Annotated in this window: 13 protein-coding genes; 1 reads left to right on the forward strand and 12 read right to left on the reverse strand. The window is 54.9% G+C overall.

Features of this window, described 5'->3' with window-relative positions:
• Positions 1-170: 170 nt before the first annotated feature.
• The 11 genes from PCH01S_RS09070 to PCH01S_RS09120 form a co-directional block, all read right to left on the reverse strand.
• Positions 171-2873, reverse strand: a complete 2703-nt coding sequence (locus tag PCH01S_RS09070; protein WP_241688842.1) for a CHASE3 domain-containing protein — start codon at positions 2871-2873, stop codon at positions 171-173.
• Between the two features lie 269 nt (positions 2874-3142).
• Complete coding sequence (locus PCH01S_RS09075; RefSeq protein WP_042228555.1) at positions 3143-3523, reverse strand: cupredoxin domain-containing protein; 381 nt, start codon at positions 3521-3523, stop codon at positions 3143-3145.
• A 169-nt stretch (positions 3524-3692) separates the two neighbouring features.
• Positions 3693-4514 (reverse strand): purine-nucleoside phosphorylase, encoded by an 822-nt coding sequence (locus PCH01S_RS09080; RefSeq protein WP_042228557.1) that lies wholly within the window; start codon positions 4512-4514, stop codon positions 3693-3695.
• Between the two features lie 251 nt (positions 4515-4765).
• Entirely contained in the window at positions 4766-5665 is a 900-nt protein-coding gene (xerD, locus tag PCH01S_RS09085) for a site-specific tyrosine recombinase XerD (protein ID WP_042228559.1), read from the reverse strand.
• Between the two features lie 82 nt (positions 5666-5747).
• Positions 5748-5984 (reverse strand): DUF4227 family protein, encoded by a 237-nt coding sequence (locus PCH01S_RS09090; protein ID WP_042228562.1) that lies wholly within the window; start codon positions 5982-5984, stop codon positions 5748-5750.
• Between the two features lie 125 nt (positions 5985-6109).
• Positions 6110-6919 (reverse strand): SDR family oxidoreductase, encoded by an 810-nt coding sequence (locus PCH01S_RS09095; protein ID WP_042228564.1) that lies wholly within the window; start codon positions 6917-6919, stop codon positions 6110-6112.
• A 237-nt stretch (positions 6920-7156) separates the two neighbouring features.
• Positions 7157-7678 (reverse strand): ferric iron uptake transcriptional regulator, encoded by a 522-nt coding sequence (gene fur, locus PCH01S_RS09100; RefSeq protein WP_042228567.1) that lies wholly within the window; start codon positions 7676-7678, stop codon positions 7157-7159.
• Between the two features lie 102 nt (positions 7679-7780).
• Complete coding sequence (gene spoIIM, locus PCH01S_RS09105; protein ID WP_042228570.1) at positions 7781-8422, reverse strand: stage II sporulation protein M; 642 nt, start codon at positions 8420-8422, stop codon at positions 7781-7783.
• Positions 8423-8602: 180 nt separating this feature from the next.
• Positions 8603-9106, reverse strand: a complete 504-nt coding sequence (locus PCH01S_RS09110) for a PCYCGC motif-containing (lipo)protein (protein WP_084706560.1) — start codon at positions 9104-9106, stop codon at positions 8603-8605.
• 57 nt (positions 9107-9163) lie between these two features.
• The gene (locus tag PCH01S_RS09115) at positions 9164-10405 is read right to left on the reverse strand and encodes an endonuclease Q family protein (protein WP_042228572.1); all 1242 of its coding nucleotides are present in this window, start codon (positions 10403-10405) and stop codon (positions 9164-9166) included.
• A complete protein-coding gene (locus tag PCH01S_RS09120) occupies positions 10405-10971 on the reverse strand; it encodes an NUDIX hydrolase (RefSeq protein ID WP_042228574.1) in 567 nt (188 codons plus the stop codon). Before PCH01S_RS09120 ends, PCH01S_RS09115 begins: the two co-directional genes overlap by 1 nt.
• 216 nt (positions 10972-11187) lie before the next feature.
• Here PCH01S_RS09120 and mciZ point away from each other — a divergent pair, with 216 nt between their 5' ends.
• Positions 11188-11325 carry a Z-ring formation inhibitor MciZ gene (gene mciZ / locus PCH01S_RS29675; RefSeq protein WP_084706561.1) on the forward strand — a complete coding sequence of 46 codons (138 nt, stop codon included), beginning with the start codon at positions 11188-11190 and terminating at the stop codon, positions 11323-11325.
• A 35-nt stretch (positions 11326-11360) separates the two neighbouring features.
• Here the strand turns inward: mciZ and PCH01S_RS09125 are convergent, their stop codons facing one another.
• A complete protein-coding gene (locus PCH01S_RS09125) occupies positions 11361-12386 on the reverse strand; it encodes an LCP family protein (RefSeq protein ID WP_042228577.1) in 1026 nt (341 codons plus the stop codon).
• Positions 12387-12573 lie beyond the last annotated feature (187 nt).

Consider the following 12573-nt stretch of genomic DNA (forward strand, 5'->3'; position numbering starts at 1 on the left):
AATTAGACATACGATTCACAAACTGGGTGGCTAGTAAGTAAACCGGGAATTTCATTAAGCAGTCTTGACGGAACCGGGCAAAAATATTCCAGAGATTCCCTATCCGAACAAAAGACTTCAAGAAAAAAAGAGCGGGCTCCTCGGCCGCGCTCTTCATCCGTAACGAATTTTCAGTTTTCGTTCAACCATACATTCAGCAGAGAGATCAGCTGATTCAAATCTACCGGCTTGGAGATATAGTCGGAAGCACCGGCTTCGATACATTTATCCCGGTCGTTCTTCATCGCTTTGGCCGTGACGGCAATGAGCGGAAGATCCGCCCACTCTGCGCGTTCCCGGATGCGGGTCATCGCCTCATACCCGTCCATCCCCGGCATCATGATGTCCATCAGCACGACGTCGATATTCGGCGTACGGTCCATCAGCGCCAGACATTCGATGCCGTCGCCTGCCGTCAGCACGCGCATTCCCCTGCTTTCCAGCGCTGCGCTGAGCGCCGTGACGTTGCGGGGATCGTCATCCACGATAAGCACGGTTTTCCCCGCGATTACCGTTCCGGTTCGGCCGGAAGCTTCGCGCTTCGGTTTCGCGGGCGCCGGCAGGGCGGAGGCCTCCGCTTCCAGTGCGGACGCCGCTTCCATGCCGGCCGTATCCGCCCGGTCCAGGCAGCAGATATACAGTGTGAAGGTGCTTCCCGCTCCTTCCTCGCTCGCCAGATGGATGCAGCCGTTCAGCAGGCCGGCCAGGTCGCGGGAAATGGAAAGCCCCAGCCCCGTGCCTCCATACTGCCGGCTCGTCGCTCCGTCAGCCTGTCTGAACGCCTCGAAGACATGCTCCTGCTTGTCCTTTGGGATGCCGATCCCCGTATCCCGGACGGATATCGCCAGTGCCGTCGTCCAATCAAGGCCGGGCAGCAGGTGATTCTCTTCGTCCTCTTTCGCCCGTCGCAGCGACAGGGTTACCTCACCGTAATGCGTAAATTTAAGCGCATTAGACAGCAGATTCTTGACGATTTGCTCCAGCCGCTGTCCGTCGGTCTGGATGATCTCCGGCAGTCCCGGCTCCAGGCTGCGTTTGAACGCAACGTCTTTGTCCTCCAGCATTTTGCCGAAAAGATGTTCCATTTTGTCGGGCAGCTCCGTCAAATTGAACGGTGCGTAATTAACTTCGAGCTTGCCCGCTTCGACTTTGGAAAGATCGAGAACGTCGTTGATGAGCGCGAGCAAATCGTTGCCGGCCTTATGAATCAGCTCCGCATATTGAAGTTCCTCTTCGCTCAGCGTGTTGTTCTGATTTTCGGCGAGGAACTGCGACAGCAGCAGCATACTGTTCAGCGGTGTCCGCAGTTCGTGGGACATATTCGCCAGAAATTCCGATTTGTATTGGGAAGCCAGCTGGACCTGCTCCGCCTTGGCTTGAAGTTCCAGCGACGCCTGCTCAAGCTCCAGCGTTTTTTGTTCCGATACCCGGTACTGGGCTTCGAGTTCTTCGTTCGTGACTTGCATTTCTTCCGTCTGGGTGCGAAGCTCTTCGGACTGGACTTGAAGTTCCTCCGCCATGACTCTGGATTCCTGAAGAAGGCGCTCCACTTCCATGCGGCTTCCCACACTGTTGAGTATGATGCCGAACGAAGTGAGAAGCTCTCTCAACACTTGGCGCTGTGAAGCCGTAAACGGTTCGAAGGAGGCAAATTCCACCACAGCCGTAACCGAACCTTTGAATGAAGCCGGGGCAATCAGAATGTGCCGCGGCGCCGCTTCTCCGAGTCCGGAACGGACCGTCACGTAGTTTTCCGGCAGGTGATCGACGGCCAGCATCCGGTTTTCCTCCGCGCATTGTCCGACGAGGCCTTCGCCCAGTTTAAACATGCGGGAACGCTCCCCGTTTCCGTCATCGGACGCGTACGCCGCCATCCGGTGAAGGCCGTACTCCCCTTCCACGGTTTGAAGCATGTAAACCACGCCGTACGGGGCGTTGAACAGTTCCGCGACTTTGCGTACGAACATGCCGGACAAAGCCGCCGTGTCCGTAAAGCCCTGCAGAGCGGTCGTCAACTCGGCCACCTGCGTTTTCTCCCCGGTTTCCCTCTGCACATTGTCGAGCAGACGGTTCGTCGCATCTCCGAGGTCGCGTATTTCATCGCGTGACTTGACCTCGATCCGTTCGGAAAGATCGCCGTCCGACGAAGCCAGGTGGTCGATGGCGCGAATTACCTTACGGATCGTCCCCTGAATCGACCGGGAGATCAGGATCGCAGTCGCGACGGCTACAACGGCCACGCCGAGCATCATGAGGTACAGGGCGCTGCGCATATCCTTGTTCCGCTCGTCCAGATTAGCCACCCGGTCTAGGGTCAATTGGGTTTCCGTACTGCGGAAGGTGTCAATTATGACACGAATCCGATCCATATATTTTTTACCGGGGTCCTCTTGAAAATATTGCTGGATTTGCGGTGTATTGCCGGCCTTTTTCCACGCAATGACAGGCTGTCCCGCTTCCGCGATCCATTTCTCGATAACGGACCGCAGCTCCTCCAGCCGTTTCTGCTGGGAAGGATTGTCGGCAACAAGACCGTGAAGCGTATCGTAATCCGCCAACCAATTAGCTTGCGCTTTCTCGTAAGGCTCCAGGTAACGGTCATCCCCGGTAATGACGTACCCCCGCTGCCCCGTTTCCATGTCGAGAAGCTGCTTTTCTACCTCCGACGTCAAATCATGGACCTGAATATCGTGTTCCGTGACAAAATCGATCTCTTTCTGCAAAGAGACAATCCGTCCGTTTACGGCAAAAATCGAGGCCGCCAGGCAGATCAAGATAAGCAGATAACCGGACATAATTTTCCACCGGATACTGAAACGCCATGCTCGCGCCACTCTTACTCCCCCTAGTTACGGATACTTTTCTTTAACGAACAAAAAAGGGCACGGCTGAAAAAGGCCGCATGCTTCCTGACGGGCATGCGACTTCGTAGAGACCTGAATAACCCGGCCTTTTGCAGTTCGTAACAAACAGCTTAATTTAACTAGTATACTATTGATCGCTGTTATTTGCTAACCGGCTTTACTAGATTTTTGTAAAACTTTCCTCCGCTCGGACAAATAAAAAGGAGCCCTCCAGGGCCCCCTTTTCAAACCGACTACTCTTATTCCACTATCAGTACCGACTTCATATCGTTGTGGCCTTCGCCGCAAGGCAGGATACATTTAATTTCGTATTTGCCCGGCTTCTCAAAGTTCACTTCCTGGGATTTGTTCGTTCCGTCCAGTTTAACGTCAATGCCTTCACCCGTAATGTCGATGGCGTGCACGCCTTCTTTCATAAGGAGAGAGACTTTGGTCTGGCCTTTCGGAATTTTGTACTCCGCTTGATCGAATTTCCAGTTGGATGCTGCAATTTTGAGAGAAGCGCCGGCTGTTTCTTCCGCGGCTCTTTCCGCTTGTCGGGCATTGATATCTTGAAAGAGGAAACCCACTCCCATAGCACTCGCGCCGATAAATAGTACAAACATGATCCACTTGTACATGAAGATCCCCCCATCGCGTAATTACCTAATTATTGTACCTAAAATAACGGAAATTGCCTAATCCTTTCCTGAGGCAAACTTCGAATAATTTGTGACAATTCCGTGATATTTTGATCCGTAAGCCGCTTGGGACCGTCAACGGTCCCAAGCAAAGCCGTTTGCGTAAAGCCTACAGCTCCTCGATAATGCCGAGAACCAGCTGCAGAAACTTCGGCTTGACCCGCTCCGTCGTCTCCATCACTTCCTGATGGGATAGCGGCTGGTCCAGGATGCCCGCGGCCATATTCGAGATGCAGGAGAAACCGAGCACCTCGATGCCGGCATGACGTGCGACGATCACTTCCGGCACGGTCGACATACCGACGGCGTCCGCTCCGAGCGTACGGATCATGCGGATTTCCGCCGGCGTTTCGTAAGTAGGGCCGAGAAGCCCGAGGTAAACCCCTTCGCGCAGCGAGAAGTTCTGTTTCTCGGCAACGCTGTGCGCAAGCTTGCCGAGTCTCCTGCTGTAAGCTTCCGACATATCCGGGAAGCGAACTCCGAGCTCGTCGTCGTTAGGACCGATGAGCGGATTGCGGAACATGAAGTTGATATGATCCTGGATCACCATCAGATCGCCGACTTCGTAAGACGTGTTCACGCCGCCCGCCGCGTTGGTTACGATGAGCGTCTGAACGCCCAGCTCTTTCATGACGCGCACCGGAAATGCGACCGTTTCCGCGCCGTAGCCTTCATATTGATGGAAGCGGCCTTTCATCATGACGACTTGTCTGCCCTTTATGGTGCCGGCTACAAGCTCGCTCGCATGACCTTCCACGGTCGAAACCGGGAAATGCGGGATATCGCTGTAGTCGATAACGACCGCTTCTTCGATAAGATCGGCCAGGACGCCGAGTCCGGAACCGAGGATGAGACCGATGGTCGGACGGAAGCCGAGCTTCTTCTCGATATAGGCCGCCGCTTCATTGACGCGTTGTTTTTCTGTGCTCATGTAAGAACACTTCCTCTCTTATTGTGTCCGATTATTTGAATTTCTTGAATAAAGTTGTTCATTTGGACAACCCCCTCCGGTTGTCAAATGCGGGTTAAAAGCCCCGTAAATGTTTATGTAAGGCAAAAACAGCATGGACATTATCTCATTATTGCCTCCGGGATGCAAAAATACCCAATGCCGCATTGACGCGTTAAAGTATTTTCATATTCCGCCCAAAAGAAGAGCCCCTTAAGGGGCCGGGTAACCGTTCACGTCATTTTCGCTCTCGGATGCGTCCGGTCGTAAACTTCCTTCATCTTCGACTTCGTCACATGCGTATACACCTGTGTAGTCGAAAGATCGGCATGACCCAGCATTTCCTGCACAGAGCGCAGATCCGCCCCGTTCTCCAAGAGATGCGTGGCGAAGGAGTGCCTCAAGGTGTGCGGCGTAATGTCCTTGTCCACTTCGGCGTCCGCGGCGTAACGCTTCAACATTTTCCAAAAGCCCTGGCGTGTCATGCGCGTACCGAGATGATTCACGAACAAGGCCGTTTCCGGCTTGTGCGCCTTCATCAGCTGCGGCCGCGAGGCGGACACATACTCGTCGACCACTTTGGCGGCCATGCTTCCGAGCGGAATAATCCGCTCTTTGGCCCCGCTTCCGACGCAGCGGACAAAGCCGAGGCTCGTGTTGACGTCGCCGACATCCAGGCTGATCAGCTCCGATACGCGGATGCCGGTCGCATACAACACTTCCAGCATGGCCTTGTCCCGGATGCCGTTGCTCGTGTCCGTCTGAGGCGCCGCGAGCAGACGCTCCATTTCGTCCATGGTGAGCACCTGGGGCAGCTTCTTCTCCTGCTTCGGATTCTCGATATCGCGCGTAGGATCGAAATCCATCCTGCCGCAGCGGATCATATAACCGTACAAGGAACGGATCGAAACAAGCGTCCGGGACTGGGTCGCCGTAGCCCTGCCGAGCTGCTTGAGACGGGAGATGTAGCTGACCACATGCACCTTGCTCGTCTCTCCGAGCGTCCGGATGTTCTGCTGCTCCAGAAATTCTATATACTGCTGCAGATCCCGAGCATACGATTCAAGCGTATTCCGGGACAAGCCTTTCTCATGTTCCAGATAGTCCATGAATACTTCCAGATCTTCTCTCAAGTTTCCTTGCTCCTTCATGGCATTTCTAAGCTAGCCGGTTTTAAGTCTTTATACCATTCGTCACAAAACCGATAATTCCTCTTTATTCCCCATACCAATAAAACAAACGGAGCCTCGTCGCCATACTCTCGCTGCCTTCGGTCTGAATCGCGTGCTGCTGGAACACTTTTACCGACGTGCCGCTGGGATGACGGTACTTGTCAACGGGTTCGACCCAAACCGAAAACAGGGCAAACACCCTGTACAGAATATATGTAAGCGTGACGAACAGAATGAGAAACTTGGTCCTCTCCAGCCATTTATGTACGGATACGATCATACAACCCGTCCCCCCTTTATAACAAGCGTATGAGAGGGGAACGCCGGATATGCGGCTCCGCCGCACCTGTGTAAGGGTTTCGGGTATAAAAAGAGGGAGCGCCCCGTCGGGACCCTCCCTGGCCGTTAAAGAAGCGATTCCGCGCCGTCGATGTAAACTTCCGTCCCCGTAACGTGGCTGGAAAGGTCGGAGCCCAGGAAGACCAGCAGGTCCGCCACCTGATCCGCCGTTCCGGGACGGTCCGCCAGCGGCATGCTCGTTTCCGGATATTCCACCGGTATCCGGATTGCCTCCAGCTCCGGCGTACGTTCCGTGCTGTCCTCAATGTTCGTGTCGATCGAACCCGGACAGATGACGTTGACGCGGATTTTATAGCGGGCCAGCTCAAGCGCGGCCATTTTCGCGAAAGCTGCCTGCCCCGCCTTGGAAGAGCTGTAGGCCGTAAAACCGAAGTTTTTAAAAATCCTCGTTCCGTTGATGGAACTGGTGATCACGATGCTGCCTCCGTTTTCTTTGAGCAGCGGCACCGCGTATTTTACGGTCAAGAACGTCCCCTTCAAATTGGTCTGCAGGGTTGCGTCCCATTCCTCCGGTTCCAGGTCTTCGATCGGCGCTATTTTACCGTTAATGCCCGCATTGGCCAGCACGATATCAAGCCGTCCCCATGTTTCCTGCAGCTTCGCGTAGGCCTCTTTGACCTGTTCCGGGTCGGAAATGTCCGCTTCGGCGACGATCGCTTCTCCGCCCTTGCGCATAATAATTTCCTGGACATCCTCGGCATACTCTTTGCGGATGTCCACCAGGCAGACCTTAACTCCCAGCTTGGCGAGTCTCAGCGCCGCCGCTTTGCCTATCCCCGAACTTGCTCCCGTGATAAGCGCCGTTTTCCCGGCCAGGCCGTATTCCCCCGTATGTATGGTGTTGGTCTGCTCCATGGACCGTCCTCCTCTGAAAGCCGACACCCGCAAGGCAGCGGCATGTTGGCGATGGGTATGTTCCACTGCCTCCTTACCCGGTGGACCGCCCGAAGAAACGAAAGAACGCGCCCGATTTTCATCTGTGTGAAAAGGGCTGTGAGCGGCTGCAGACGCGCCAAAAAGCCCGCTGAACGAGCAGCGGGCTTCAAGGGGCTTGCGGGACGCATCAAGCAGACAAAAACCTTCCGCATCTGTTTAAACGAGCGTAGAAGGTTTTGCGCTTGTATGGTGATGGTGATGCTTCGGATTAGCGTCTTTATTTTTCGGCTGATCGGCGCCTTTCTCCAGACATCTGTGGCAGATACCTTGAAAGTCGAGCCGGTGATCCAGCACTTTAAAATTATATTCACGGGCGAGCCGTTCTTCCAGCGGTCCCAGCCAATCTTCCATAATTTCGTCCACTGCGCCGCACTGCACGCAGATCAAATGATGATGATGGTGATGTGTGCTGTCGCTGCGAAGATCGTAACGGGCTACGCCATCTCCAAAATTCATTTTCTCAAGCACATGCATATCGCTGAGCAATTCGAGCGTCCGGTACACGGTAGCAAGTCCGATCTCAGGAGCTTTGTCCTTGACGAGCATAAATACGTCCTCGGCGCTAAGGTGATCTTCTTCATTCTCGAGCAGCACTCGAACCGTCGCTTCCCGCTGGGGAGTCAGCTTGTAACCTTGGGATTGCAGCTGCTGCTTGATCTTCTCAATACGTGCTTCCATACTCCTCCCCCTCTTACAACGCGTCTAAACGGCGCGATAGTTTCCCTTTTTTCATTATAGAGGGAGGGAGTCACGAAAGTCAAACGACTATTTAGAATTATTCTAGTTAGTAAGAGCCGCCAGCATCGGCGTAACCCACTTCATCATCGTCGGAGATACGAATGCTTCCAAAAGCGCCGCCCCAAACATGCAGACGCCCATCGCCAGCGTAACGCCGGAGTAACGCATGAACGGGTGGTAGATGGTTCCGCTCCGGCGGACGAGCCTGTTTTTGATAATGAACAGAGAGAAACTGATGGAAACGACGCTGCAGATCAGAATGGCGGGAACCACGATCAGATTCGGGGGCGCGATGGAAACAAGGGCGAAAGCGATGCCTTTCCAGGAAAGCTGCCCGACCATAAAGCCTACGCTGAAGCCGATCAGAACGCCTTTTAGAAAATCCAGCACGAGAATAAGCGGCAGCCCGATAACGGACAGCCCGAGCGTCCAGATGAGCAGAATCCACTTCATATGAAGCGAGAACGCCGCCAGCATCGACTGCTTCCCGTCCACCTGGGCCCCGTCCTGTATCGTCCGGTAGAACGAACTGAGATAGCGCCCCAGCTCCTGCTTCTGTTCGAGAGACAGCGCATTGACCATGACGGCGCCGAACACGACACCCACAACGAAGAGGACCGAGACGAATAGAAAGAGCGTAAACTGTTCTTTGAAATACTGCTTCAGGGTCTGCATAGCCGGCATGATAAGTCCTCCTTGTCCGCTTGTTCACTATAGGCAGTATATGCGGCGGATAACCGGGATAGACCAAGCCGTACGGCAATGTGAAAAAAGCAAAAAAGCCCTCTCGACTTGAGGGCTTTTGCTTTTTGCGAATCAGCAACCGGCGGTCATCCGGCAGAAGCGGTTTCCCGCGTTCCTGTCCTACGCCTCCGGCAGAGGCGTATCGGTCGGCTTGCCCGCGGTGCCTTTATAGGTCTCGTCGATCTGCTTACGGATTTCCAGCGGCGTTTTGCCGTCCTTCTTAAGCGAGATGGCCTTTACCGCGATCTCCATGCAGATGCCGCAGCGCGTCCCGTGATCATCCCAGACGACGGAACCGTCCGCATTCATTTCGCGGATGAAGCAGTTCTGGTTGCTCTTGTGGCCGGCGCTTTCGCCGCAGCCGCAGTAGCACGGCATGGACTGCAGCAAGTCCGCGTTTTTGCCCGCCAGCTCGTAAACAAGGCGGATTTCTTCGCGCTGCTTGTTCAGAAATTTCGGCAGGACGGCGGACGAAGCCGTCTTCTCCTGCAAGTCTCCGTTGGCGGCATGATGCGCCGCGCCGTCACCGTTCGCCTCCTGCTTGGCTCCGCCGCTTTCGCAGGCGGCTGCCAGCATGCTCGCGCACAGAAGGGTCGCCGTAAGCAGGCCCCATTTTTTCATCATGTCCAGATTCCCCTCTCCCTTTGCGGGAATTCGATCGTTTCCATTACGGGCCCGTGTTTATCGCTTTGCGCGGGTCCCCTTCGTTCCCTTGTCAGCCTGCTCCGCTTTCGAGGTCGCCTTCTCTGGCGCTTTGACTTTACCGTAAGTGCCTCCGCCGCCCACCTGGAGACCGAGGACGCCCGTGCGGGCCTCCAGAATCATCCCGGCAATGTCGTCTCCCACCGTCTCGGCCAGCTCTTCCCGTGTTGCCCGGTGCAGGATGTTCATTTCGGTGCCAAATCTGGCCAGCAGCCCGTCCAGCTTTCTTTTGCCCAGTCCCGGAATAAATTCCAGCGGTACCTGGTAGTAATAAGGCGGCCGGTAATCCGGCACATACGGCTCCTCGCGGCCCGCAAGCTCCATGATGCGGTCCATAACGCCGCGGACTACTTTGGGACTGCCGCAGTACAGGCATCTTCCGACGGCCGCCTCGCTCTCGTCCAGGATGCTTTCACAGCTCAGACAGTAGGTGCGGTGATATTTGCCGAGCCGCGGATTCAGACCGTAGTTCGCGGTAACCGCGCGGCCTCCTTCTCTGCGGAGAGCGAGCAGAAGCTCCGCGAACGTAGGCTCCGCCAGCCGCAGCTCGTTGTATTCGCGGCCGATTTTCCCGAGCGAATGGGCATCCGAATTCGTGACGTACGTGTAGCGGTCCAGCTCCGGCAGATAGCCCGCCATTTCCGAATCGGAGCTGAGTCCGAGCTCGACACCCGCCAGCCCGTCCAGATCCAGCATATGCTCCATGCGGGTCGATCCGCTGCCGTAGATGCTTTTGTGCGGCGTAAAAATGTGCGCGGGGATCATGATGCCTCCCCGCCTGAGCACCTCGGCCTGAAGCTCCCTGGCCGTGACATACATGCGCTGGGAGCTCAGCTCCACATTTTTCATCCGCGGGCGCATCCACTCCGTGAACTCTTTCATCTGGGCCAGCTTCGGGAGAAAAACAAGCAGATGCACGGGGCCCATACCCGGATCGCGCACCTCGATTTCGCTTCCCAGCAGAACCGTGGTCTGGTGATAACGGATGCCACCGCCGTCCAGCTCCTTCATTTCTCCGGCAGCGAGATAGTGCTCGATCTCTTCCTGTACAGCCGGCGAATGGCAGTCGATGATGCCGACGATCTCGATTCCTTTGCGGTCGGACGCCTCACGGGCAATGTTGTAGAACGTCAAGTTCCGGGCTCCGCTGATCTTGACTGCGGCTCCCTTCTCCGTCCGGCCGATATGAATGTGAAGATCCGCGTAGTACGTCCGCAGCATCAGAACGAGCCCGTCAGCTTGTACGCTTGCCAGGCGTATACGGCCGTGATGGTTTTGGCGTCGCTGATACTCCCGCGCGCAATCAGCTCTTTCGCCTCCTGGAGGGTGATCGCTTCGCATTCCAGAAATTCGTCCTCGTCCGGCCGCGCTTCTCCGCGGACCAGGTTTTCGGCTACGAACAGATGAAGAATTTCATCGGCAAAGCCCGGAGACGTATAGAAGGAGCAGACCGGACGGACCGACTCCGAACTATAGCCGGTTTCTTCCTCCAGCTCGCGGACCGCCGCCCGGATCGGCTCTTCGCCGGGATCGAGCTTGCCGGCCGGAATTTCCACCTGGCTTTTTTCCAGCGCCTTGCGGTACTGCTCCACCACGATCATCCGGTCGTCGTCCGTTAAGGCCAGAACGGCCACCGCACCGGGATGCTTCACGATCTCGCGCGTAGCCGTTTCCCCGTTCGGCAGGCGGACATGATCCACCTGCAGCGTAATGATTTTGCCCTCGAAGATGGGCTCGGTTTTTATCGTAACTTCCTCAAATTTCCGATTATTTTGATCTGCTGACATGTCCTGCTCCTCCCCCGGGTGAATCCCGGAAACGCTTGTTTTCTCCCCTATTATATCAAATGGCTGAAAAAAAACGTCTTTACCCTGTGTTGAATTATGGCAAAACGGGGAAAGAATGAATACAGGGTTTTGTGCCTTATTTTAACAGCTGACATAACTCGTCCCTTACTCGCATAGGTTTTAACCTAAACTAATTGCGGAAATGAGGAATGAATCATGAAAAATTATACAGCTTCCGAAAGCCTCTGTCTCGTCGGAAAGGCATGGGAAATTAAACAATTTCTTCAGCTTGCCGTTCAGAAAGGCGGACGCGATCTGCCTCTCGTCGTCTTTTTGGAACAAAAATCCGGTTGAACCCGCGCAGATCTCTCCATTCAAGTATAAAACGGTTACGGCCTCCCGAACCGGTTGCCCGCCCCTGGATCAATCAAGTCGTAAATCCCGTAAGATTGTAAAGGAAGCGCGGTATTTTCCGGCTGTTTACGGATGAGCCTCTGTAATTCGGCCGCAACCCGGTTTCGCTCGCTCTCCGTTATATTCATATACGATACTCCCCCGATCATCCCTGTGGTAGCTTCAAGCGGCATTGTAACCACATCGTTTCCGGTAAGAGCGGAAAATGTGCTTGCAAACTGGAAAATAGTTCGGGCAGGTATGTCCATGCGGACATTGCCTCCCATAATTTTAAGAAGGTTATTGATCTTGGCCACGTTGCGGTATTGAACCGTCTGGGTAAGCAGCTCGCGCACAACCTGCTGCTGGCGGCGCATTCTGCCGAAATCTCCGTCCGCATCTCCCCGGTACCGGGCATAATTAAGCGTCTGCTGACCGTTCAGCGTCTGCCTGCCTTTCTTGAGATACACATGACGGTGGGTGATCCGGTCGTCGAAGTCCATATTTTTCTCCACATCAATCGACAGTCCCCCGAGCGTATCCACGAATTCTTTGACTCCGTTAAAATTAAAAGCCACATAGTAGTCTACCGGGATGCCGAAAAACGCTTCGACGGTTTTCACGGCCAGATCCGCTCCCCCGTAAGCGTAAGCGTGGGCCAGTTTCTCTTTGCCGTGTCCCTGAATGCGGATCCGGGTATCCCGCGGGATCGAAAGCAGCGTTATTTTCTGGCTTGAAGAATCGGCAACCGCCAGCATGTTCGTATCCGAACGCCCCTGCTCCACGTTCCCCGAGTCTATTCCCAGCATAAGAAACACATACGTCTCCTTGGCGAGGGTTTCACGGACCGGCGCGGGGTTAACCGGTGTCGTTTGCGGAACCCCCGTTTCGGTCCGTTCTTTGTACACCATATTCCAGCTGTGATAAGCGTTCCACGCGTAATAGCCGCCGACCGCGAGCAGCAGGGCAAGCGGCAGCACAGCCCAGAGCCAGAACCGTCTTCTTCTGCGTTCTCGTTTCATCCGTTCCGTTTCACCCCCCGATTCTGCAAAATGTGCAATATCCGTAGTATGGGGAAACCGCCGGCAAAAAAAAGATCCCCGCCCCTAACATCTTCTGTAGAAAGCGGGAAACTTTGTGAATCCGAAACAAAGACGTACGGCTCCCGGAGGAGAAGTACGTCTTTGCCGATAAAACGGGCAGAACGGA

This window comes from Paenibacillus chitinolyticus NBRC 15660 (genome assembly GCF_000739915.1).
Taxonomy (GTDB): Bacteria; Bacillota; Bacilli; order Paenibacillales; family NBRC-103111; genus Paenibacillus_F; species Paenibacillus_F chitinolyticus.